Source organism: Pararhizobium arenae, from assembly GCF_001931685.1.
In the GTDB taxonomy this organism is placed as follows: domain Bacteria; phylum Pseudomonadota; class Alphaproteobacteria; order Rhizobiales; family Rhizobiaceae; genus Pararhizobium; species Pararhizobium arenae.
The window spans coordinates 132,986-154,604 of record NZ_MOOY01000009.1 but is presented as its reverse complement, the minus strand read 5'-3'; the positions used below and the strand labels follow the sequence as shown (position 1 = coordinate 154,604).

The window sequence follows — 21,619 nt, the reverse complement described above, 5'->3', positions numbered from 1 at the left end:
ATTCTGTTTCGGCTGGGTGGCCTGCATCCTGGCCCAAAGCGGGTCGGGTGCGTCTTGGGGGCGGCACGGAGCGTGCCGGTGTGTCGATGAAGCGTTTTTTCGCTGCTTGTCTGATGGTTGCCGCTGTGGCGCAGCCTGCATTTTGCGCAAACATCACGAATAAGGATGCGGAGGCTGCGGTTCTTGTCATCGTCGAGGGCGAAAGCCGGATGGAAGTCGCGATCGGCCCGGGTAGTACCGAAGCGTTATGCCCGAACGGCTGTTTCGTCACGACGCCGAGCGGCGACCGTATCGGTCTCGACGGCAGCGAGAACGTCGATATCGTCAACGGTTCCGCCGTGGTGAACTGACGAGGCCGGCGCTCCTGGCGCCCCCGGCGCGCTGAAAATAACCGAAAACAACTTGCGGTCTTATTTCAGCGGTCGATTAACGACTGCGAAAAGCTTTCGGCGTAGCTTGTTTGCGGGGACAATCCTTTCAGATGGGCGATCGATGTCATTTTTCGGCGTGTCCGGGATGTATTATTCCGGTGAATCCTTGCAGCAGTACCGTATTGTGCTTGCTGAAGACTCCAACCTTTTCTCGGCAATGGTGTCGAAGCGGCTGAAGGAGCTGTTCGATATCGATGTGATCGTCTGCAAGGATTATGACGATCTTCAGTTTGCCGTCGAGAATGCCACTTTTCCGGCAACGCTGGCGATTTCAAACATAAACCTGCCGGGCGCCGAAAACGGCGAGGCGCTTTCCTATCTCATCGATATGAGCGTCCCGACGATCGTTTTCACCGGCACCTACCAGGAGAGCACGCGTGATGCGCTCTTGGCCAAGGATGTCGTGGATTACGTCATCAAGGACAACGTGTTTGCGGTGGATCTGCTGGCGGAATCCGTATGCCGGTTTCTGACGAACCACCGGCATCATGTGCTCATCGTCGATGACAGCCCGACGGCGCGCGCACTGCTCACGACCCAGCTAAAGCGCTACAATTTCCGGACCAGTTCCGCAGAAAGCGGCGCGGTCGCACTGGAAACGCTGAAGAAAAATCCGGATATCGCTCTGGTCATCACGGACTACAACATGCCGGACATCGACGGGTTCGAGCTGACACGGCGCATTCGCAGCAGCTACGGACCGCACCAGTTGCGCATCATCGGCGTTTCATCCTCATCGAACCGTCTGCTCTCGGCCCGCTTCCTGAAAGCCGGCGGCAACGACTTCATGATGCGGCCGTTCATCAACGAGGAATTCTATTGCCGCGTGAACCAAAATCTGGACACGTTGACGAAAATCCAGAGCCTCGGTGCGAAGGTTGCCAAGCGCGCCTGAGCGGCTTTGCAACTTTTTCGACCGGGCGTTGCAAAAAATCAGGTATCCCTGCGTAAAACCATTGTTTTTACGGGGTACTTTAACCAAATCGCAATCGGCAGTCGTTTTGATTGCATCAAGGAGAATCGAGGGGTTGCGCGAGAGGAAATCAGCGCTGCCCTTCACGATACAAATAAGAGCTGACGTTCAAAACGAGACGCATCGGCTCACTTCAGATTGGCGGGAACGTGAGCTTTCGCATTGGGCCGGGGCGGGATAGCAACGTGCAGAAGCATGCCGACAGACGCATGCTTCTGATCGAGGATTCCCGCATGTTTTCGACCGTGCTGAAGCATGGCCTGGAGACGCTGCATGGCCTTTCCGTTACCCATTGCTCGACCTTTGCCGCGGCCAGAATGGCCATAGACGACAATCCCGGTGAATTTGCGGTCGCCGTCCTGGACCTCAACCTGCCGGATGGCCCCAATTGCGAGGCTCTGGATTACGTAACGTCCCATGGGATCGCGGCGATCGTGTTCACCGGCAGCTTCAACGACGAGACCCAAAGCGAGGTCTTGAAACGCGGTGTGGTGGACTGCGTGATCAAGAGCCAGCCGGATTCGATCAGCCAGGTCATCTCGGTGGTCGACAGGGTGCTGACGAATACTTCGACCCATGTGCTTCTTGTCGATTCGAAAAAGGAATCACGTTCGGAACTGCTCACCATGCTGCGCCAGCAGCAGTTTCAGGTTTCGCAGGCCGTGGATGGCGCCGGCGCGCTGGCGACGCTCGACAGCTTCGAGGGCATCGATGTTGTCGTGACGGATCTTGTGTTGTCGGATATGACCGCCCACACGTTGCTTGCGGAAATCCGCCAACGGCATGGCGAGGACGGCGTCAGCGTCGTGGCATTGGCGGGCGGCGACGATCGGCAGCAAGCGGCCCGCTTCCTTCAGAACGGCGGCACGGAGTTTATCCCGAAGCCTTTTCTGGTCGATGAGTTCAACAGCCGGATCTACCACGTCGCCAACATACGACGGCGCATCCAGATGCTGCACAACATCGCGGCACGCGACTACCTGACCGACATCTACAACCGGCGCCATTTCTTCCAGCACGGGCCACGCCTTGTCGAGCAGTGTCTGCGTCGGGGACAATCCACCTCGATCGCCATTCTCGACATCGACCATTTCAAGCGATTGAATGACACCTATGGGCACGAAGTCGGCGATCTCGTGTTGAAGGCCGTGGCCGGGCGTCTTCGCAGCCTTGTCGGCGAAGCTCACCTTCTGGCGCGGTTGGGTGGGGAGGAATTCGGCATTCTCTTCAACAATCTTGCCGTGTCGGACGCCAATTCATTCTGCGAGATGTTGCGCGAGGATCTGGCGCAGGCCAAGGTGACGGCGGACGACGAGGAACTGACCGTGACCGTTTCGATCGGGCTTGCGACTGTCGAAACACAGGAATCCTTCGACAACTACCTCAACGCCGCCGATCAGTTTCTCTACATGGCCAAATACAACGGCCGCAACCGGATCGTCTCCGAGCTGACGCTGCTGCAATCGATGAGCGCCTGACGCTCATCGTCTTCAATCACAGCCAACTGTATTGCAGACCGCGTTTATCGCGCGGTCTGGAGCGTCAGCTTGCGTTCGGCACGTTCCTGCTGGGGTGAGCGATTGTAGAGTTCGCGATAACACTTCGAGAAGTGCGATGCGGAGACGAAGCCGCAGGCAACGGCCACTTCAACCACCGGCATGGCCGATTGCACCAGCAGATGGCGGGCGCGGTCCAGCCGGATTTCGAGGTAGTAGCGTGCAGGCGAGCGACCCATTTCCTGGCGGAAGAGGCGTTCGATCTGGCGGCGCGACAGGCCGGCGCTGTCTGCGATATCGAGCAGCGACAACGGTTCGGAAAGATTGCCTTCCATAAGTTCGATGATCGACAGAACCTTGGAGTTCTGGACGCCGAGGCGGGCGCGTAGCGGCAGACGCTGGCGGTCGTGCGGGCCACGAACGCGGTCGGTCAGGGCCTGTTCGCAAACCCGGTTGACGAGGTTTTCGCCAAAATCCTGATCGATCAGGTTCAACATCATGTCCAGGGACGCTGTGCCGCCGGCGCAGGTGTAGATGTTGCTGTCGATTTCATAAAGATCGGCATAGACGTCCACCTGTGGGAAAGTCTCGGCAAAGCCGGGCAGGTTTTCCCAGTGGATCGCGCAGCGCTTGCCGGTCAGCAATCCTGCCGACGCCAGCACATGCGCGCCGGTACAGAGGCTGCCGACGGAGACGCCGCGATTATAGACTTCACGCAGCCAGGCATTGACCGACTTGTTCTGGAAATCCTCGACATAGATGCCGGAACAGACCAGAACCATAGACGGGCGGTTCTCGTTGCCGAGAAACTTGCGCTCGTCCATCAGGGAACTGTTGACCTCGATGCCGATACCGCTCGATGACAGCACCTGCTGGCCATCGGTCGAGGCGAGGCGCCATGTGTAGGCCTCATAGCCCAGCATGCGGTTTGCAATGCGGAGCGTCTCGATGGCCGCGGAAAACGGCAGCATGGAAAAGTTCGGCACGAGGAAGAAAACAAGAGAACGCTTCTTGGAAAGGGGCTTGGTCATCGGCGAGTTCCATGCGCTACGGATAGCTCAGTTCAGGGTAAAGCCGGACAAACGGCTTGCCTGATTGCGACATTGGCATGGACGGCTGCGACTGCATAGTGTTTATTCTGCGGCATGCCCGGCGGGTTGCCTAATATGGCATCAGAATATCGTAAGCTTGCCTGATTATTGCGCTGCAAACGACAAAAATGTCGTCTTTGAAGTGTTTGACGAAAAATTCCGAAACCGGCAACTTGCGATCGCTGCGTGGGGGCCGCTGCATCCTCTCTGCAGGTGTCGGAAACAGGCCACTCCAACTGCGACATGCGTCTGGAAGCAAAAAGGGCATTCCGATCGTGTGGGAATGCCCTTCTTCAACAGCTGCAGTCTTTGGGAGGATGGGAGGCTGTCTTGTTCTGTGCAGTCGACGTCATCGTGTCGCTGAATCCGCCTTGGCGACGTTATGTCTTACGAGACCATCGGCGGACGGAAAGCCGATATCCTTCAGCGTGTCGAAGGAAAGGCCTTCGAGAGCCCGCTCGGCGCGGTGACGGCGCCAGGAGGCAAGCATGCGATGGCTCAAGCCGCTGACGCCATGAAGAACGCCTGCGACACCGGTGGGTGAACCATGGGAGGTTTCGAAGCTGTGAACTGACATTGTACTGGTTTCCTTTTGAGAGTTCGTCAAAAGGTCGCGACCATGAAACTGTAATGCCGCAACCTCATTCATCATTCAAGAGAATATATTTGATGTCTTTCATCACTTCTCTTGATGCTTGCTGCTGATGTCCTGGCGCAGGTTTTCCGGAAGTTTTCCGATTTCTTCCTGCGTCAGGCGCCGCGTTGCCGTCACCCGCTGTTCTGCAATCTTTTTGAGAGCCCAGTTCGTGAGCGAGCGGATTGCATCTTCCATAGCCAGTGGGGGCGAAGGGATGTTCGAGGCGGTGTTCCGCATGGCCTTTTCCTTCAATCTCAACTGTATGCCTTGACTATGAGCGCGCATGCATGTTCAATCAAACGAAATGAAATCAAGTTATCTTTCAGAAAAACTGATAGATGAGGTCGCTATGAATATGATGCTCCGGCACGTGCTGCCGCTCCTCGAACTCGACGTGTTGAAGACGTTCGTCGCCATCGCCGAGACCGGCAATTTTACGACGGCGGCTGAAACCGTCTATCGAACCCCCTCGGCCGTATCGATGCAGATCAAGAAGCTGGAGGAGACGCTGGGCTGCGTGTTGTTCCTGCGTGATGCCCGGTCCGTGTCGCTGACGCCAAAAGGGGAGGTGCTGCTTGGTTTTGCCCGGCGCATGCTGGCGCTGAACAACGAAGCGGTCTCGCGCTTCCTGTTGCCGGATATGAACGGCATCGTACGGGTCGGTGCGCCGGAGGATATCGGCGAGCGCATTCTGCCGGAAGTGCTGAAACGTTTCGCCGAATCCTATCCCAACGTGACGGTGGACGTGACGATCGGCACCAGCAACGTCATGCGCAAGCGCGTGGACGAGCACCGCATGGATATCGTCATTTACAACAGCTTCTTCGATGACGAGAGCAGCGCCGGGGAAATTCTGGTGCAGGAAAAGCTGGTCTGGGCGGGCATCCGCTGCGGCACGGCCCATACCAAGGACCCGCTGCCGGTCTCGATGTGGGAGGACGGCTGCGTCTGGCGTGCGGACGCCGTCGAGCGTCTGTCACGGGCCGGCCGCCGCTTCCGGGTCGCGTTCCTGAGCGCGCACACCACCGGCCAGAGAGCGGCCATTCAGGCAGACCTCGCCATCGCGCCGCTGCCGCGTTACCTCGTGCAGGGCGAACTTGTGGAGCTGGGTGATGCGGAAGGCCTGCCGGAGCTTGGCCAATATAATATCGGCCTGAAGGTGATAGAGGATGCGCCGGCGCCGGTGCTGGCCGTGGCAGAGCATGTGCGGGCCGCGTTTATCGCGCTCAACTGATCCGGACGATGGCTTGGTAGCGGCGCATCCGCCGCTAACCGGCGCTTTCTGCGGCCTGCCTCAGCCACCGCATGACGCGGATTTCGTCCTCTTCCATCCAGCGCAGCAAGGATGTGCTGCGGCTGGCGCGCATGCGCGCCAGTTCCATCAGGGCTCCCGTCTCGAAATCCTCAAAGACACGCGGATGGATGTAGGACGAGCGGCAGACGGCACGCGTGTTGACCAGCCTTGATGCGACCTCATCGATCACGGCATTGACCTGTTGTTTCAGTTGTCGCTGGCTCGTCGGAGGCTCCATCGTGGCCAAGGCCGTTGCCGCCATATGGGTCGCGCCCCAGGTCCGGAACTGGCGTGAGGAAAAGTCGGCGCCGGCGGCCTCGCGTATATAGGCATTTACATCCTGCGAGCGGATGGAATGACGCTTTCCGTCCTCGTCGAGATACTGGAACAGCTGCTGGCCGGGCAACTCCTGCAGGGTCTGGATCGCGCGGCTGATGCGCCTGTCCGTATGTTTTAGGCGCCATTCCTTGCCGGATTTACCCTTGAAGTTGAAATGCACGCTGGATCCTTCGATCTTCACATGCCGGTTCTTCAAGGTCGTCAAGCCGAAGGAGCCGTTCTCGGCGGCATAGACGGGATTTCCGATGCGGATAAAAAGCCTGTCGAGTAGAAGCACAACGGTTGCCAGTGCCTTCTCAAGGCCGGGCTTTCGTTGCCTCAGATCACGATCGACCTTTTCGCGTATGCGGGGGAGAGCTGCCGCGAAGGTGGGAAGAAGTGCGAATTTGTCACGGCCTCTCTCGACGTGCCATTGGGGATGATAACGATACTGCTTGCGCCCCCGCTGGTCGTAGCCTGTCGCCTGCAGGTGGCTTAAGGGATCGGGCGAGATCAGGACATCCGTGTAGGCCGGTGGAATGGCAAGTGCGGCGATGCGTTTCAGTTCGTCCGGGTCGGTTATGCGTTTGCCATCGTGGTCGTAATACAGAAATCCGCGTTTGCCCTGTTTGCGGATGATGCCGCGTTCAAGGTTTGCGAGATACACGAGTTCCTGCGCCGCCTCGAGGGCGGCATTGTTCTGATCGATGAGGGTTTTGAGGGCGACAGCTTGATCCACAGTGTCGCCAAAACGCAGAAAGCGAGCCGGAGTTCCGGGGATCCTTCACATTTTGCGTCCGTTCTGCCTCGCCTATTCGCGGCTGCGTCTGCGTCGGCGTCCGCCACCTTCGCCGCCATCGTCCGAAAGCACTTTTCGTTCCGGCAATGTCACGACGCTGGCAAGCTTCGGAAACCTGTCGACCTTGTTCGGCATCGCCATGGCATAGACGAAATGCTCTTGAAATTTCGATTCAAGCGCCGTCTCTATCTTCTCGATTTTCTTGACGGTTTCCTCGATCTCGCGGCGGTGGCCCCGGTTGAGGAGCGCCATCAGCGCGCCGGTACCGGCGGCATTGCCGACGGCCTTGACCTCATCCAGATCGCAATCCGGGATCAGACCGAGCACCATCGCGTATTTCGGATCGATGAAAGAGCCGAAGGCACCTGCGAAGCGGATCGTATCGACATGCTCGACACCCTGCTTTTCCATAAGCAGCTTGATGCCGGCATAGAGCGCTGCCTTGGCGAGCTGGATGGCGCGCACGTCGTTCTGCGTCACGGTGATGCGCTGGTCGCCGTCATGCAGCAGGTACGAAAAGGTGCGACCGTTCTGGATGATGCGCGGGCTGCGCTCGGCCATGCCGCCATCGACGACGCCATCCTCCGAGATGATGCCGGAGAGGTACATTTCCGCGACGACCTCGATGATCGCCGAGCCGCAGATGCCAGTCACGCCGACAGCGGCAGCGGCCTCGCTGAAACCATCCTCATCCGACCATTTGTCGACACCGATCACACGGAAACGCGGCTCCAGCGTCACCGGATCGATGCGCACGCGCTCGATTGCGCCGGGAGCCGCGCGCTGGCCTGAAGAGATCTCTGCACCTTCGAAGGCCGGACCGGTGGGGGAGGAGGCGGCGACGACGCGTTCACGGTTTCCGAGCACGATTTCGGCATTGGTACCGACATCGACGAGCAGCATCATACGATCCTGCCGGTAGGGTCCTTCAGCAAGGGTCGCCCCGGCGGCATCCGCACCGACGTGGCCAGCGATACACGGAAGCAGATAGGCGCGCGCGCCGCGATTGATGTCCAGGTCTATTTCATGGCCCCAGTATTGCAGCGCGCCGGAAACAGCGAGCGCGAACGGTGCCTGCCCGAGTTCCGTCGGGTCGATGCCGAGGAACAGGTGATGCATAATCGGGTTGGCGACGAAGACGGCATCGAGAATATCGTGGCGATCGACATTGCCCTCTTCGCAGACCTTGCCGATCAGCTGGTTGACGGCCTCGCGCACGGCCTTGGTCATGGCCTCGCGACCATCCGGGTTCATCATCACGTAGGAGACACGGCTCATCAGGTCTTCGCCGAAGCGAATTTGCGGGTTGGATGTGCCCGAGGAGGCGGCGATACGGCCGGAGAGCAGCGAGACGAGGTGCATGGCAATGGTCGTCGAGCCGATGTCACAGGCGATGCCGTAGGCTTCGTTCTTGAGGCCCGGCCAGAGGCCGACGATGAACGGGCGCGAGCTATCCATGTCGCGGTGGATGGCGGCGGTCACCGCCCAGTTGCCCTTGCGCAGGATGCCCTGAAGCTGCGGAATGAGGTGCGGGGCGATCAGCAGGTCCTTCCAGCCCCAATCCTTCTGAAGCACGGCCTTCAGGCGGTCGAGATCGCCGAGCGGCTTGTGCATGTCGGGTTCCTCGACCTCGACATAGCAGAGCTGGACAGCGGCGTTGCGCTCGATGACGCGGTCGGTTGCAGCCTTGCGCACCACCTGCGCATTGATCACCGTATCCTGCGGCACATCGACGACGAGATCGCCGAGAATCTGCGAAGAGCAGGAAAGACGGCGGCCTTCCGGCAGGCCGCGAATTTGCTCGTAGCGCTCTTCCTTCGGCCCCTTGGGCGACAGGTTCTCGATCTTCGAGACGATCTGGTGCTTGGCGAAGTTGCCTTCCTGCACTGTGATCTGGCAGCGCCCGCAGGTCGCGCGCCCGCCGCAGACGCTTTCCACATAGACCCCGAGCGAGCGAGCCGCATCCAGCACCGGTGTCCCGACCGGGAAACGACCGCGCTTGCCGGAGGGCATGAAGAGCACGAGGGGATCGCTGCGGTTTTCCTTGGGCGACACGATGGGGTCCTTTTATTTCGCCAGAGGTTTACTTGGCAAGGCGACGGGCGTTGGCGCGAATGCGTTTGCCGTAGGGTTTGAGCGCCGCGACCGCAAGGCGATCGGAGGCGTCCATGACGCTGGAACAGCTTCCGGTCGAAAGCGACGCCACGGCGTCGATGCCTTCCTTCAGGATTGCGGTGTTCAATGCAACGAAGCTTTCGGCGGCTGCCGAGAGCTTTTCCGTGACCATGCGATTCGTCTCGGCAGCGCTGGCGGTGGCGGTCGAAAAGTCTCTCAGACGGGAAGACATCACCAGCGGCGCCTGAAACCAGAAACTTGCGACCTCTTTCAGAAGCTCTGCACTCAAAAACATATTCTTTCTTTCCTGGTTCTGTCCCCCATGTGGACCGGAGGACAGCATGTCGTGAGATGAGACGCCTTCTGGCGCCTCCTGTTTATTCAGAGCGTGCGCCGGCGCCGGCGCGGGCTGCACGTCCACCACGGCGACCGCCACCCGCTGCCGGAGCAGCAGACGCCGCGGCTGCGGGGGCACCGGCTTCCGCCGGCTTGTGGTCGCGGTAGGTCATGATCCAGTTGGTGCAGTTCTGGTCGGTGCCATTCAGCACGTTGGCGGCACGTACGGCTTCCATTTCCTGCGGGCGGCAGGGGTTCATGATCGCGGACGTCATGCCGGCGCCGATCACCATGGGGATGAAGCCGGCATTGATGCCGTGGCGATGCGGCAGGCCGAAGGAGATATTGGAGAGGCCGCAGGTGGTGTTGACCTTCAGTTCGTTGCGCAGCCGGTAAAGCAGCTGGAACACCTGACGGCCGGCATCGCCCAGCGCGCCGATCGGCATGACCAGCGGGTCGACGACGATATCGTGCGGCTTGATGCCATGGTCCATGGCACGCTCCACGATCTTCTTGGCAACGGCAAAGCGCACGTCCGGGTCCATCGAGATACCGGTCTCGTCGTTGGAGATGGCAACGACCGGTACGTCGTATTTCTTGACCAGCGGCAGGATGGCTTCGAGCTTTTCTTCCTCGCCGGTCACGGAATTGACCAGCGGGCGGCCCTTGGCGACCTTCAGGCCGGCTTCGATAGCGGCGGTGACGGAGCTGTCGATCGCGAGCGGGATATCGACGAGGCCCTGAACGATTTCCAGCGTCTGGACCAGCAGGCCCGGCTCGGTTTCGTTCGGATTGACGGAGGTCACGCCCGCATTGATGTCCAGCATGGTGGCGCCCGCGGCGACCTGCTCCAGCGCATCCTTGATGACCGTATCGAAATTGCCTTGGATCATCTCGGCGGCGAGCTTCTTGCGGCCGGTCGGGTTGATGCGCTCGCCGATGACGCAGAAGGGCTGATCGAAGCCGATGATGATTTCGCGGGTGGCGGAGGCAACAATGGTACGGGTCATGTCTGATCCTCTGTGGGCGAGCGCTTTCTTAGTAGTGCGCCCGGGTGGATTGTCAAAAGGCCAGGCCCTTCGCCGTGCCCGATTGTTTCGTTTGTGGTGGAAAACCCCGTTTTCCGGCGTTTCCGGGGGGCAAGTCGGGTTCAGTGCGGATGATGTGCTGCAGTCTCTGCCATCTGTTCCTGATTTTCCGTCTTGCCGTCCTTCAGATCCTCTATGCGCTGCTGCACCGTATCGTCACCCGGATTGCGCTCGCGCTTCCAGGGCGTGCGGCCCTTCAGCACGCCCGAATCGTGGACGATTTCCGCGACATATTCTTCCTGCCGGTAGGCCATGACATGGATGCCCGAGACGCCCTTGATCTCCTTCACCTCGTTGATGATGTCGATGCAGAGCTGCTTGCCTTCCTTCTTCTGATCCTGTGCGCCTTCCAGCCGCTTGATCACCGCATCGGGAATGTGGATGCCTGGCACGTTGTTCCTGATCCAGTTGGCGGTCTTGGCCGACGCCATCGGCCCGACGCCGACAAGGATGTAGCATTTCTCGTCGAGGCCGAGATCGCGCACGCGGTCCATGTAGCGCTTGAACATGGGCACATCGAAGCAATACTGGCTCTGGACGAATTGGGCGCCGGCCTCGATCTTCTTGGCGAGCCGGAGCGGCCGGAAATCATAGGGTGGCGCAAAGGGATTGATCGCGGCGCCAAGAAAGACCTGCGGCGGCGTGGTCAGCTTGCGGCCGGACAGGAATTTCGAATTGTCGCGCATCGTGCGTACGGTTTCGAGCAGCGACATGCAGTCGAGGTCGAAGACCGGCTTTGCGCCCGGCTGGTCGCCGGCCTGCACGCCGTCGCCGGTCAGGCACATGATGTTGGTCACGCCCATGGCGGCGGCACCCAGAACGTCACCCTGAATGGCGATGCGGTTCTTGTCGCGGCAGGCGATCTGCATGATCGGGGCATAGCCCATGCGTGTCAGCAGGGCGCAGATACCGACGGACGACATATGGCAATTGGCGCCGGAGGCATCGACGGCGTTGATGCCGTCCACCCAGCCATCGAAGATCGCGGCGCGCTCGTAAACGTCGTCGGGATTGGCGCTGTCCGGCGGGTTGAGTTCGGCAGTGACCGCGAATTCGCCGCGACGCAGGACGCGCTCCAGACGGCCGCGCGAGGAATGACCGGGCAGGGGATCAAGCGGAAGATGGCGGCCGAGCGGGTTTTCGTCGATATGGGCCATCATGCGTCCTTTGCGGCGGCTTCTTTTGCCTCTGCAGCCTGCGCGGTGACGCGCAGCCAGGAGGAGGTTTCGCGCAGCGACTGGTTGACCGGCTTCTGCACGTTCATGATCGCATCGCCCTTCACCATGTTCCTGGAACCCTCCCAGGCCTTGACCCAGACGCAGGGCATATCCGGCTCGACTTCGCAATTGCCGTTGGCCCGTACGCCGCCGCAAGGCCCGTTGCGCAACTGCTTGGGGCAGTTCATGGGACAGGACATGCCCGTGGACGACAGCACGCACTGACCGCACATGCGACAGTCGAACAGCAGGCCCTTGACGTTACGCTCGACGAAGGTGATCGGGGCTTCGACGCGGTTGTAGCCCAGCGCCTTCCACAGCGGATGCAGCAGCAGGAAGAGATCGGCGAAGCGGTGGTAGAACCATTCGAGGAAGCGTGAATGGCGGACGGACCAGAGACGGATCGTATAGCTGCGGCGAGCGCGACGGTTCGGCGAAACACCGGAGGGCGTATAGGCGCCGGTCGTGGCTTTCTTCGCCGGTGCGGCATTGCCTTTCACGGGTTTGTCTGCTGGTTTGAGGTCAGACATTGTCCCGGCCCCCGGCCTTGACCAGCGCGACCAGACGCTCCTTGTCATAGGCCGCCTCGATTTCGGCTGCGGCCTCGTCGGCTTCGGCTTCGAGGTCGTCGGAGACGGGAACCGGATCGGCCTTGCGCCATTCCGCGAGGTAATCGTCGGTTTCGGCAGCACCCGTGCGCATCGCGGCCATGTCGATGGCTTCCGTGAAGCGCAGCGAAAGCTCGCGCTTGGCGTTTTTGCGGCCCTGCTTGATGATGACCTGCGCGGGAATATCGCGCCAGTAAACGATAATGCGGTCTGCCATGCGCGTCTGTTCTCCTCTGGTCCGACAATGCGCAACTCGGCGCAAGCGGGCGCATCTTGGCACGACGCGGGACGTGTCCAAAAGCGACCTCTCAAAAATCGCTGAGGATTGTTACCAGATGCCGCGGGTCAGGCCGTTCCAGGCCCAGGTCCAGATCGGCGGGTGATACCATTGCTGCGAGGGCGCATCGCTTGTTTGCGGCATGAGCCTGCCGGTGAGCGCGTCTTCCACCGCGCGGATGGCGATGCCCGTTGCGGCGGCGGTCTGCAGCAGCGGATAGGTGTGCATGCTGTCGTTTCTGGCCGGCGTGATGCGCTGCTGGTAGAGAATGCCGCCGGTATCGACGCCGGCGTCGACCAGATGCACGGTCGAGCCGAAGTTATCGAGATCGTTCCTAACCCGAGCCCAGTAGCCGCCCATCAGGCCGCGATATTGCGGATTGATGCCGGCGTGGAAGTTGATGACGGGGCAGGTGATGGCGGCCAGCGTGGCCGGGGTCAGCATGCGGCAACTGACAAGGAAGATCGCGGCCGGACGCAGCCTCGCAATATGCGACAGTGCCTCCGGCGAATTGATACTGTCGATCCGCGTTACCGGAATGGTGTCGTTTGGCGCGTCGTTGACGCCGTATTGGCGAACGATCTCTTCGGCACGCTTTTCGGTGAAACGCTTACCGAATTTCGAGGCGGCCATGGTCGCAAACTGGCCGGCAGCGGTGATGTAGCCCAGCTTCTTCGCCCGTCGTTTGAGGAAAAGCTTTTTCGATTCGGGCTGTTCTTCCAGCACCGACACATCGGAAAAGCGCTCGGCCAGCGCATTGATCAGGATCTGCGGATTGCGCCCACCGGCGGTGACGACGAGGATTGGCTTTTCCATATCCGGTCTCTCAGAAGATCAGGGTCAGCAATGCGCCGGCGGCAAAAACGAGCGTGCCGACCAGCACGAGGGAGGCGGCGCCGATCACCAGGCTGGCTGCCAGGCCCAAGCCGTCACGCTCGGTGAGGGCGAAGCCCATGACGGCGAGTGCGAAGGCCGGGAGCCAGTTGCCGAACGGGATCGGCAGGAAAATGATAATCGCGAGGATGAGTGCGAGCACGCCGATCAACCGTTCGGACAGGCGGCTGCTGACAAACCAGAGGCGCGGTTTTACCAGTGTTTCCGCCCGTCTGAGCCAGGGCGTGATGCGGGATACGAGCGTGCGGAAGGAATCTCGATCGAAGGCATAGTCGCCCATGCGCTTCGGCAGGTGGATGCGGTTGTCGCGCGAGGTGACCATCTGCCAGGCGATGAAGATCAAGGGCAGGCCGAGAATGAAGGTTGCGCCGGGGGGCAGGGGGATAAGGTTTGGAAGCGCGAAAACGACGAGGAACGCGCCGAAGGAACGGTCCTGCATGGCGATCGACAGATCACGCAGCGTAATGCTTGGCCCGGAGCGGGCGGCAAGATCGTGCAGGATGTCGGAAAGTTGCGCATGATCCGCGGCCTGCGCTGCCTTGGTCTGCTGTGCGCGGGCTTGCGCACCGAGAAAAATGTCTGTCATCCCCGTGGCCCTTTTTTGTTTATGGGCCAAGTCTGCGGGGCGGCGATTACGATGGAATTAAGGGGGAGGCGGGCAGGTGGCCAAACTCACCTTAAGCCTAACGAAGCGTTGCCGATTCAGGCGCTTTTCAGTGCGGATGCCAGGTCGCCATAACCTGTGAAGCGGTACTCATAGGCAAGCCCAAGCCGCTCCGCCGCTTTTTCCGCCCGTTCTTGCAGGTCTTCGTCTTCCCGCTGAGAGAGATAGACGAGCTTTTTGTAATGCCCGAAATACATGTCGCGCAGTTCCGGGTGCCGATCGAGGCCGAGCGGCTCGATGACGAAAGCTTCGAATTGCCGGACGAGGAAGTCGGTCAGAAAGAAGGACGTGAAATCGTCCTCCCAGCGGCGGGCAAAATCGTCATTGCCGGCGAAAAAGGAATAACAGTGCGGTCCGGCGATGCGCTCGACGCCTTCTTCTTCGCACAGCCGGTCCAGAATGCCGCCTGTTCCGCAATCGGCATAGGCGACGAAGATGCGCTCGAAACCCTTTGCGCGGGCCTTTTCGATCGCGTCCTTGACCCCGGGGGTGATCTTGTCGGGCGTGTTGTGCCAGATGGCGGGCAGACAGACGAGGTCGATGTGATCGAGCCCGTTCGCCTCGCAGACGGCCAGAATTTCGCGCGCGATCGCGCCACAACCGATGATGTGAACTTTTTCGCGTTTCGTGCGTTCTGCGAGCGACATCATCATGTCTCTCCAATGTCCTGTCTCAGTGTAAGGAACCCTACCATGACTGCAAAGACCATCGCCACCATCGGTATCGTGCTCTTCTCGATCACCACGCTCAGCGCCTGCGGCAACACGATCCGTGGCGTGGGACAGGATACGGCAAATGCCGTCGATGCCACCCAGGATGCCGGCCGCAGCGTAGAACGCGCAGCCAACTGATGATTGACCGCTAGTTCGCCCATTCCCGTCACGGGCGAATATAAGAAAGCCGGCCACGCCGTTCATGGTGTGGCCGGCTTTCTTGCGTAACAATGCGTGCGGGCGATCAGGCGCCCGAAAGCTGATTGTGCTTGCGCTTCATGAAGTCCTTGGCCGTTTCCACCGCAACCGCGGCGTCGCGGCAGTAGGCATCGGCGCCCACGGCCTTGCCGAATTCCTCGTTCAGCGGTGCGCCGCCGACGAGAACGACGTAGTCGTCGCGCAGGCCCTTTTCCTTCATCGTGTCGATCACGACCTTCATGTAGGGCATGGTGGTGGTGAGCAGCGCCGACATGCCGACGATATCCGGCTTCTCGCGCTCCATAGCTTCCAGATAGTTTTCGACCGGATTGTTGATCCCGAGGTCGATCACGTCGAAGCCGGCGCCTTCCATCATCATGCCGACGAGGTTCTTGCCGATGTCGTGAATGTCGCCCTTGACCGTGCCGATCACCATCTTGCCCTGCTTCGGCGCGCCGGTGGCGGCAAGCAGCGGGCGCAGGATGTTCATGCCGGCCTTCATGGCGTTGGCGGACAGCAGAACTTCCGGCACGAACAGGATGCCGTCGCGGAAGTCGATGCCGACGATACGCATGCCCTCGACGAGTGCCTGGGTCAGCACGTCGTAGGGCGCCCAGCCGCGGCTGAGCAGGATATTCGTGCCTTCCTCGATCTCCTCCTTCAATCCGTCGTAGAGGTCGTCGTGCATCTGCTGCACGAGCTCTTCATCGGAAAGCTCCTCGAGAATGATATCGTCATCTGCCATGATAGGTTTCCTCGGTTCCCGGCGGGATATCACCCGACACTGGCACTATACTTAGCTTTCGCCGCCGCAAAAGCTCTTTTCGATTGCGACGTCGCATGCGATGAAAAACGACGAAGCTTTCCCGGCGCTGGAATTGCCGTGGGCGTTGTGCATGGGAAAACAATATTTTATCAGGCGCGCTTGAAAACGACGCGGTAAGACGACGTGTCGCAATCTGCATTTCGGGCCTGTCGGGCTTGCGCCATCCGGCGACGCATTAAGACCCGTCCGGCAGGCATGCCTTGGTAGCATAAGACCATCATTCAAGCGCAGGATGCTGCGTGGGAGAGGACAGAAGACATGAGCGACGTGACAGAACAGACAGCGGATACCGGCGGTCGCCGCGCGCGTGGTGAGGGGCGAGGCGCTGCGGCAAGACGTGCGTCGCGCACCGGTGGCGGTCCCGCTCCTTCGCTTCCCTATATCACCCGCAAGATTCGCGAATACGAGGTTCTGGACGAGGAAGGCCTGGCGCTGATCGAGCGCAATGCCGACCTCATTCTGGAAGAGATCGGCATCGAGTTCCGCGACGATGCCGAGGCTCTCGAACTCTGGAGAGAAGCCGGCGCCGATGTTCGCGGCCAGCGCGTGCATTTTCCCAAGGGTCTTTGCCGCGATCTGCTCAAGACTGCGCCGAAGGAGTTTACCTGGCATGCGCGCAATCCGGAGCGCAGTGTCCACATCGGCGGCAAGGCGACGGTGTTCGCGCCGGTCTACGGCCCTCCCTTCGTGCGCGATCTCGACGGCAACCGCCGTTACGCGACGATCGAGGATTTCCGCAATTTCGTGAAGCTCGCCTATATGGCGCCGTCGATGCACTCTTCGGGTGGCACGGTCTGCGAGCCGGTCGATATTCCGGTCAACAAGCGCCATCTCGATATGGTCTACAGCCATATCAAATATTCCGACAAGCCGTTCATGGGCTCGGTGACAGCACCTGAGCGCGCCGAAGACACGATCGCCATGGCCAAGCTCGTCTTCGGCGACGACTTCGTCGAAAACAACTGCGTGACCTTGAACCTGATCAACGCCAACTCGCCGATGGTCTTCGACGAAACCATGCTCGGTGCCTTGAAGGTCTACGCGCGTCACAATCAGGCGAGCGTGGTGTCGCCGTTCATTCTGTCCGGCGCCATGAGCCCGGTGACGGTGACCGGCACGTTGACGCAGATTCTGGCGGAAGTTCTGGCCGGCGCCTCCTTCACGCAGTTGATCCGCAAGGGCTCGCCCGTGCTGTTCGGCACCTTCGCGGCCTCGATCTCGATGCAGTCGGGTGCGCCGACCTTCGGCACGCCGGAGCCGTCGCTGGTGTCCTATGGTGCGGCCCAGCTCGCCCGCCGTCTGGGTCTGCCGTTCCGTACCGGCGGTTCGCTCTGTGGCTCGAAGGTTCCCGATGCGCAGGCCGCCCACGAATCGGCCTCGACGCTCAACATGACGCTGCTGGCCGGCACCAACTTCGTGCTGCACGCCGCGGGCTGGCTCGAAGGCGGTCTGGTGTCGTCCTATGAGAAGTTCATGATCGATCAGGACCAGCTCGGTATGATGCAGAAGATGGCCGAGGGCGTCGATCTTTCCGAAAACGCGCAGGCGCTGGATGCCATCCGCGAAGTTGGCCCCGGCAGCCACTATCTCGGTTGCGCCCATACCCAGGCAAACTTCCAGACGGCTTTCTATCGCTCGGCACTCGCCGACAACAACTCCTTCGAGCAGTGGGAAGTGGAAGGCGAAAAGCGGATCGAGCAGCGTGCCAATGCGCTCGCCCGCAGCTGGCTTGACCATTACGAGGCCCCGCCGCTTGATGCCGCGATCGATCAGGCGCTTCTCGACTACATCGCCAAGCGCAAGGATTCGATGCCCGACGCTTTCACTTGAAGAGAGCCCGAACGCGCCAGGGAGCAAGGCGGCGCGGCGCAGGTGGCTGATTTCATCCAGAAAGAAGTCTGGCGACCGCATTATCAGACCCAGGGACCGAAGCCGAAATGACCGGCCCGGCCAACAACGATCATTTGCTTGACGACCTCCGTGCGGCTCTTCAGCCGCACGGTCTTTTTTTACGCGGCGTGGTGAATGTCGATGAGCAGGAAAACGCCCCGTATCTTGAGGAGGGTCGGCAGGCAAAAAGTGTCGTGCTCGTCGGCAATGTCGGTGGTTCCCTTTGGCGACCCTTTTCGGCCTGGAGAAGCGCGCAATCCGATCTCGGCGGCGAGCACCCGCTCGACAACTGGTCGAAGGCGGTGCTGCGGCCGCTCTCTCGGCAATTTGGCGCTACGGTCTATTTCCCCTCCGATCCGCCATGGCAGCCATTCCAGCGCTGGGCCATGCAGGCGGAAGGATTGACGTCATCGCCCCTCGGCATTCTCATTCATCACCAATACGGTCTCTGGCACGGTTATCGCGGCGCTTTGGGCTTCGGGTGCTCGTTCGCGGTGCCGAGGCATCAGACGACCCAACATCCATGCGAAAGCTGTGCGGAAAAACCTTGCCTCACACATTGTCCTGCCGCGGCAATTACTGGCGAGGGGTTTCAGTACCAACCGTGCCGCAGTTATCTCAAAACCGAGTCGGGAGAGACGGGCTGTATGCAATCAGGCTGTCTCGCCCGCGCCGGCTGTCCCGTCGGAGCAGATTATCGCTATCCGCCGGAGCAATTGCGGTTTCATATGGCGGCACTTGAACGTTGAAGCGCCTCGCTTTTGCTTCCGTCCGCGTGCAACTATCGATTCTTTCGTAACAGGGCATCGATATGCTTCGCCTCTTTTGTCTGGGAATTGCCATGGCTACTGCCGTCGATGCCGCTGAAGCCGCCTGCGAAACGGTGTCCCACCTCGGCCAGTCCTACGCCGTCTGCCGCTTCGATCCCGCAAAGGACAATATCCGTGTCGTCCATCAGGGTCGCGACGGCGAAGCCTATGGCGCTTTCCAGCCCCTGGTGGAAGATCTGCGCCGCGAGCAGGAGTATCTCGTCTTCGCGATGAATGGCGGCATGTACGAGGCGGATCTGAGTTCCGTCGGCCTGCTGGTCACCGATGGTGTCGAGCGTAAGGCGGTCGCGCGCCGCAATGGCTGGGGCAACTTTTACCTCAAGCCCAACGGCATCTTCTTCATCGAGGACAACACTGCCGGCTTGATGGAAACCGAGGCGTATCTCGCTGGCAGCCATAAACCGGATTTCGCCACCCAGTCCGGTCCGATGTTGGTAATTGATGGCGCGCTTCATGCGGCATTCCTGCCGCAAAGCGACAGCCTGCAGATCCGCAACGGCGTCGGTGTCGATCGCCAGGGAAATGTGCTGCTGGCGATCTCGCTGGAAAAGGTCCGCTTTCACGATTTCGCGACCCTTTTCCGAGACACGCTCGGTTGTCCGAACGCGCTCTTTCTGGACGGTTCGATCTCAAGCCTCTACGCGCCGGCGCTGAACCGCTACGACAACGCGCATCCCATGGGGCCGATCATTGCCGTGGTGCGCAAAGTGCCCGGTGCGCCCTGACGGGTCAGACCTCCGGGTACGCGCGCTGAAGTCCGCCCGAGCGGCTGAGGCCGTTGCGAAATGCTTGATAGGCGGCATGCTGGCCCGAGCGCGCAACTTCCATAAGACGAATCTGCAGCCGGGCCGGGGCGGCGTTGCCGAGCCATTCGCCGAGTTTTTCAAGCTTCAGGGAGTTCAGAAAACGTCCGCCGGAGGCTATGTCGAGATGGCGGTAAAGCCCCTCCAGCAGATGATCGTCCTGCACAGGGTTCTGCATCAGGAGCTCGATATAGGAACGATCCGGCTCGGCCAGGGTTGCCAGTTTCTCGGCAACTGTATCGCGATCGGGCAGGGTGGTCATGCACGTTTCCTCGTTAGTTCGTCTTCGGTTTCGTAATATCGGAAGGGTGTCGTCCGCGGCGGCAGCGTTGCAACGTCGAGGTGGTCCGGCTCCAGCCCTTCCCGGGCGCGAGCGATCATCATGGCGTAAGCGGATTCCAGATGGCGGGTGAAGCGTTCGGTATCGAACAGCGGCGCGCGAAACCGGTTTTCCGCCAGTTTCTCCTTCATCGCCCTGAGCGCAGCGTGGTCTGTCGCGAGACGCGTGCAAAGCGCCACGTAATCTCGTGCGTTTTCCGCGATGAGTTCGGGAACGTCGAGGGCGGTCAGCAGGCTTTCGGAAACCCGGGAGGCGAAATGTGTCCCCTTCATCGTCGGCACGGGCAGGCCGGCCCAGAGCTTGTCCGAGGTGGTGGTGTGGCCGTTATAGGGAAACGTATCCAACCCGATGTCGGCCGCGCGCAGCCGGGCGATATGAACCTCGTAGTCGGCGCCGTCCGTAAACAGGATACGGTCTCTCGCAATGCCGTTCGCCTCGACGAAATTCAGCATGTTGTCCCGGGCGAAATGGTCTTCGCAGAGCATCCACAGCACGCTGTTGCCCGTTGCCTTGAGGATTTTCATCCAGAGAGACGCGGTTGCCGGCGTCACCTTGCGGATCGCGTTGAAGGCCGCGAACACGATGGCGTTTTCTGGCAGTCCCAGCTGCCTGCGCGAGAGTGCCGGCGGAAGAGCGCGCCAGGTGTCGTCATTGGCCTGATAGCTTTCCGGCATGCGGCAAAGCTTTTCGTGATAATAAGGCTTGCTGGTGTCCGGCGTTACGATGCGGTCGGAGATGATGTAGTCGCAGTCGATACCCGTCGCGCTGCCGGGGTAGCCGAGGTAGGCGACCTGGATCGGTGCTGCCCCGCGGTTGACCAGGCCGGGACGGGCATGTTTCGTGTGCCCCTTGAGATCGACCAGAATATCGATCCCGTGATGCCGGATGAGGTCCGCCGCCGCGTCATCGGAGAGGTGGCCGATCGGCACGATCCTTCCATATCTGCGGCGCAGTCCGCCATCCCTTTTCAGCAGGCTTTCCGGCGTGTGGCAAAAGAGCGTGACATCGAATTTTTCCGGGTCGTGCTGCATCAGTGCGCCCTGGAAAAGGCGCATCGTCGCGTGCTGGTCAATGAAATCGGCAGAGAGGTAGCCAAGTCTGATCTTGCTTGCGAACGTATGGGGCATGCTGCGCCGCTCGGCACGAGATTGCGCGGTAAAAGCCTCCGTATTCGGCACCCGTGTCTGACGCGCGTTGATTGCTTCGTCCGCGCACCATGTGATGTGGTCGAAAGGCTTTTCCACGGCAAGGTAGCGATTGTCGCCGTGTTTGAGATAGGTGAGAAAGCGCTGGTCCTCGGCGGCACATTCATCGAAATTGAGCGCGCCGTGCAGACAGCGACGGAAGGTTTCCTCCGCATCGGTGCTGAAAGCGCCCGAGCGGGCAGCGATCCGCGCAGCCTGCAGGGCTTTTCGGGTCTGGCTCGTCCGGGTCAGCATTGTCGCGGCCATCAGCTTCAGCATCTGGCCCTTGTCCGGAGCGCTTTGCGCCGCCCGTGTATAGAAGCCGGCCGCCTCCTGGAACTGCTCCATCTTCGCATGGCACTGGGCAGCCAAAAGCAGGGCTTGCGTGGTCGCGTCGCTTCGCTTCAGCAACGGGGAAAGTTGAAGCAGGCATTGCCGGTATTTGCCGGCTGAATAGTTTTTCAGGGCACTCTGGAAGATGGCAGACATGGATATTCCATCGCTTCACGTTATCTCAGCCAGCACTAACCGATGAGGCTGGGGTAAAGCTGGCGTCGTTGCTGTTTGACGTAAGCCTCGCGTAGCCAAGAGTAGCTA

At 60.4% G+C, this 21,619-nt stretch carries 24 protein-coding genes; 8 read left to right on the top strand and 16 right to left on the bottom strand.

Translation table 11 applies throughout. The features are described 5' to 3' along the window. Positions 1 to 86 precede the first annotated feature (86 nt). The 3 genes from BLX89_RS20035 to BLX89_RS20025 all read left to right on the top strand — a co-directional run bounded on the left by BLX89_RS20035 (position 87) and on the right by BLX89_RS20025 (position 2,882). On the top strand, positions 87 to 350 hold the full coding sequence (locus BLX89_RS20035) for a hypothetical protein (RefSeq protein WP_075292734.1): 264 nt from the start codon (positions 87 to 89) through the stop codon (positions 348 to 350). Positions 351 to 492: 142 nt separating this feature from the next. Continuing rightward, complete coding sequence (locus BLX89_RS20030) at positions 493 to 1,326, top strand: response regulator (RefSeq protein ID WP_075292733.1); 834 nt, start codon at positions 493 to 495, stop codon at positions 1,324 to 1,326. A gap of 263 nt (positions 1,327 to 1,589) precedes the next feature. Beyond that, complete coding sequence (locus tag BLX89_RS20025; protein WP_245292875.1) at positions 1,590 to 2,882, top strand: GGDEF domain-containing response regulator; 1,293 nt, start codon at positions 1,590 to 1,592, stop codon at positions 2,880 to 2,882. 44 nt (positions 2,883 to 2,926) lie between these two features. Here the strand turns inward: BLX89_RS20025 and BLX89_RS20020 are convergent, their stop codons facing one another. The 3 genes from BLX89_RS20020 to BLX89_RS20010 form a co-directional block, all read right to left on the bottom strand. After that, positions 2,927 to 3,931 carry a GlxA family transcriptional regulator gene (locus BLX89_RS20020; protein WP_075292731.1) on the bottom strand — a complete coding sequence of 335 codons (1,005 nt, stop codon included), beginning with the start codon at positions 3,929 to 3,931 and terminating at the stop codon, positions 2,927 to 2,929. A gap of 409 nt (positions 3,932 to 4,340) precedes the next feature. After that, entirely contained in the window at positions 4,341 to 4,568 is a 228-nt protein-coding gene (locus BLX89_RS20015; RefSeq protein WP_075292730.1) for a hypothetical protein, read from the bottom strand. Between the two features lie 102 nt (positions 4,569 to 4,670). Next, positions 4,671 to 4,880 (bottom strand): hypothetical protein, encoded by a 210-nt coding sequence (locus BLX89_RS20010; RefSeq protein WP_158025970.1) that lies wholly within the window; start codon positions 4,878 to 4,880, stop codon positions 4,671 to 4,673. A 97-nt stretch (positions 4,881 to 4,977) separates the two neighbouring features. Here BLX89_RS20010 and BLX89_RS20005 point away from each other — a divergent pair, with 97 nt between their 5' ends. Continuing rightward, on the top strand, positions 4,978 to 5,862 hold the full coding sequence (locus BLX89_RS20005) for a LysR substrate-binding domain-containing protein (protein WP_075292728.1): 885 nt from the start codon (positions 4,978 to 4,980) through the stop codon (positions 5,860 to 5,862). A 34-nt stretch (positions 5,863 to 5,896) separates the two neighbouring features. On the opposite strand, the gene BLX89_RS20000 is transcribed toward BLX89_RS20005, so the two are convergent. The 10 genes from BLX89_RS20000 to BLX89_RS19955 all read right to left on the bottom strand — a co-directional run bounded on the left by BLX89_RS20000 (position 5,897) and on the right by BLX89_RS19955 (position 14,888). Beyond that, positions 5,897 to 6,979: a DNA topoisomerase IB gene (locus tag BLX89_RS20000; RefSeq protein WP_083637726.1), complete on the bottom strand. Its 1,083-nt coding sequence runs from the start codon at positions 6,977 to 6,979 to the stop codon at positions 5,897 to 5,899. Positions 6,980 to 7,051: 72 nt separating this feature from the next. Next, positions 7,052 to 9,052 carry an ASKHA domain-containing protein gene (locus BLX89_RS19995; RefSeq protein WP_075292804.1) on the bottom strand — a complete coding sequence of 667 codons (2,001 nt, stop codon included), beginning with the start codon at positions 9,050 to 9,052 and terminating at the stop codon, positions 7,052 to 7,054. 70 nt (positions 9,053 to 9,122) lie between these two features. Next, positions 9,123 to 9,449: a hypothetical protein gene (locus BLX89_RS19990; RefSeq protein ID WP_075292727.1), complete on the bottom strand. Its 327-nt coding sequence runs from the start codon at positions 9,447 to 9,449 to the stop codon at positions 9,123 to 9,125. Between the two features lie 82 nt (positions 9,450 to 9,531). Then, positions 9,532 to 10,500, bottom strand: coding sequence for a methyltetrahydrofolate cobalamin methyltransferase (locus BLX89_RS19985; protein ID WP_075292726.1), 969 nt, complete (start codon positions 10,498 to 10,500; stop codon positions 9,532 to 9,534). Positions 10,501 to 10,640: 140 nt separating this feature from the next. Beyond that, positions 10,641 to 11,735 carry a methylenetetrahydrofolate reductase gene (locus BLX89_RS19980; protein WP_075292803.1) on the bottom strand — a complete coding sequence of 365 codons (1,095 nt, stop codon included), beginning with the start codon at positions 11,733 to 11,735 and terminating at the stop codon, positions 10,641 to 10,643. Further along, positions 11,735 to 12,325 (bottom strand): methylenetetrahydrofolate reductase C-terminal domain-containing protein, encoded by a 591-nt coding sequence (locus BLX89_RS19975; RefSeq protein WP_075292725.1) that lies wholly within the window; start codon positions 12,323 to 12,325, stop codon positions 11,735 to 11,737. The genes BLX89_RS19980 and BLX89_RS19975 overlap by 1 nt, the downstream gene beginning before the upstream one ends. Continuing rightward, complete coding sequence (locus BLX89_RS19970) at positions 12,318 to 12,620, bottom strand: virulence factor (RefSeq protein WP_075292724.1); 303 nt, start codon at positions 12,618 to 12,620, stop codon at positions 12,318 to 12,320. The genes BLX89_RS19975 and BLX89_RS19970 overlap by 8 nt, the downstream gene beginning before the upstream one ends. A gap of 111 nt (positions 12,621 to 12,731) precedes the next feature. Next, complete coding sequence (locus BLX89_RS19965; RefSeq protein WP_075292723.1) at positions 12,732 to 13,496, bottom strand: formyl transferase; 765 nt, start codon at positions 13,494 to 13,496, stop codon at positions 12,732 to 12,734. A gap of 10 nt (positions 13,497 to 13,506) precedes the next feature. After that, positions 13,507 to 14,160 carry an exopolysaccharide biosynthesis protein gene (locus BLX89_RS19960; protein ID WP_075292722.1) on the bottom strand — a complete coding sequence of 218 codons (654 nt, stop codon included), beginning with the start codon at positions 14,158 to 14,160 and terminating at the stop codon, positions 13,507 to 13,509. Between the two features lie 116 nt (positions 14,161 to 14,276). Next, positions 14,277 to 14,888, bottom strand: a complete 612-nt coding sequence (locus BLX89_RS19955; protein WP_245292874.1) for a DUF1638 domain-containing protein — start codon at positions 14,886 to 14,888, stop codon at positions 14,277 to 14,279. A 42-nt stretch (positions 14,889 to 14,930) separates the two neighbouring features. On the opposite strand from BLX89_RS19955, the gene BLX89_RS19950 reads away from it, so the two are divergent. Then, on the top strand, positions 14,931 to 15,089 hold the full coding sequence (locus BLX89_RS19950) for an entericidin domain-containing protein (RefSeq protein WP_075292720.1): 159 nt from the start codon (positions 14,931 to 14,933) through the stop codon (positions 15,087 to 15,089). A gap of 106 nt (positions 15,090 to 15,195) precedes the next feature. On the opposite strand, the gene BLX89_RS19945 is transcribed toward BLX89_RS19950, so the two are convergent. Further along, positions 15,196 to 15,894, bottom strand: coding sequence for a corrinoid protein (locus BLX89_RS19945; RefSeq protein WP_075292719.1), 699 nt, complete (start codon positions 15,892 to 15,894; stop codon positions 15,196 to 15,198). Positions 15,895 to 16,233: 339 nt separating this feature from the next. On the opposite strand from BLX89_RS19945, the gene BLX89_RS19940 reads away from it, so the two are divergent. The 3 genes from BLX89_RS19940 to BLX89_RS19930 all read left to right on the top strand — a co-directional run bounded on the left by BLX89_RS19940 (position 16,234) and on the right by BLX89_RS19930 (position 19,420). Then, a complete protein-coding gene (locus BLX89_RS19940; RefSeq protein ID WP_075292718.1) occupies positions 16,234 to 17,805 on the top strand; it encodes a trimethylamine methyltransferase family protein in 1,572 nt (523 codons plus the stop codon). Between the two features lie 107 nt (positions 17,806 to 17,912). Then, positions 17,913 to 18,614 carry a 4Fe-4S dicluster domain-containing protein gene (locus tag BLX89_RS19935; RefSeq protein WP_075292717.1) on the top strand — a complete coding sequence of 234 codons (702 nt, stop codon included), beginning with the start codon at positions 17,913 to 17,915 and terminating at the stop codon, positions 18,612 to 18,614. 62 nt (positions 18,615 to 18,676) lie between these two features. Beyond that, positions 18,677 to 19,420, top strand: a complete 744-nt coding sequence (locus tag BLX89_RS19930; protein WP_075292716.1) for a phosphodiester glycosidase family protein — start codon at positions 18,677 to 18,679, stop codon at positions 19,418 to 19,420. A gap of 4 nt (positions 19,421 to 19,424) precedes the next feature. Here BLX89_RS19930 and BLX89_RS19925 read toward each other — a convergent pair whose 3' ends face one another. Beyond that, positions 19,425 to 19,760 (bottom strand): hypothetical protein, encoded by a 336-nt coding sequence (locus BLX89_RS19925; protein ID WP_075292715.1) that lies wholly within the window; start codon positions 19,758 to 19,760, stop codon positions 19,425 to 19,427. After that, positions 19,757 to 21,511 carry an O-linked N-acetylglucosamine transferase, SPINDLY family protein gene (locus BLX89_RS19920; RefSeq protein ID WP_075292714.1) on the bottom strand — a complete coding sequence of 585 codons (1,755 nt, stop codon included), beginning with the start codon at positions 21,509 to 21,511 and terminating at the stop codon, positions 19,757 to 19,759. The genes BLX89_RS19925 and BLX89_RS19920 overlap by 4 nt, the downstream gene beginning before the upstream one ends. Positions 21,512 to 21,619: the final 108 nt, after the last annotated feature.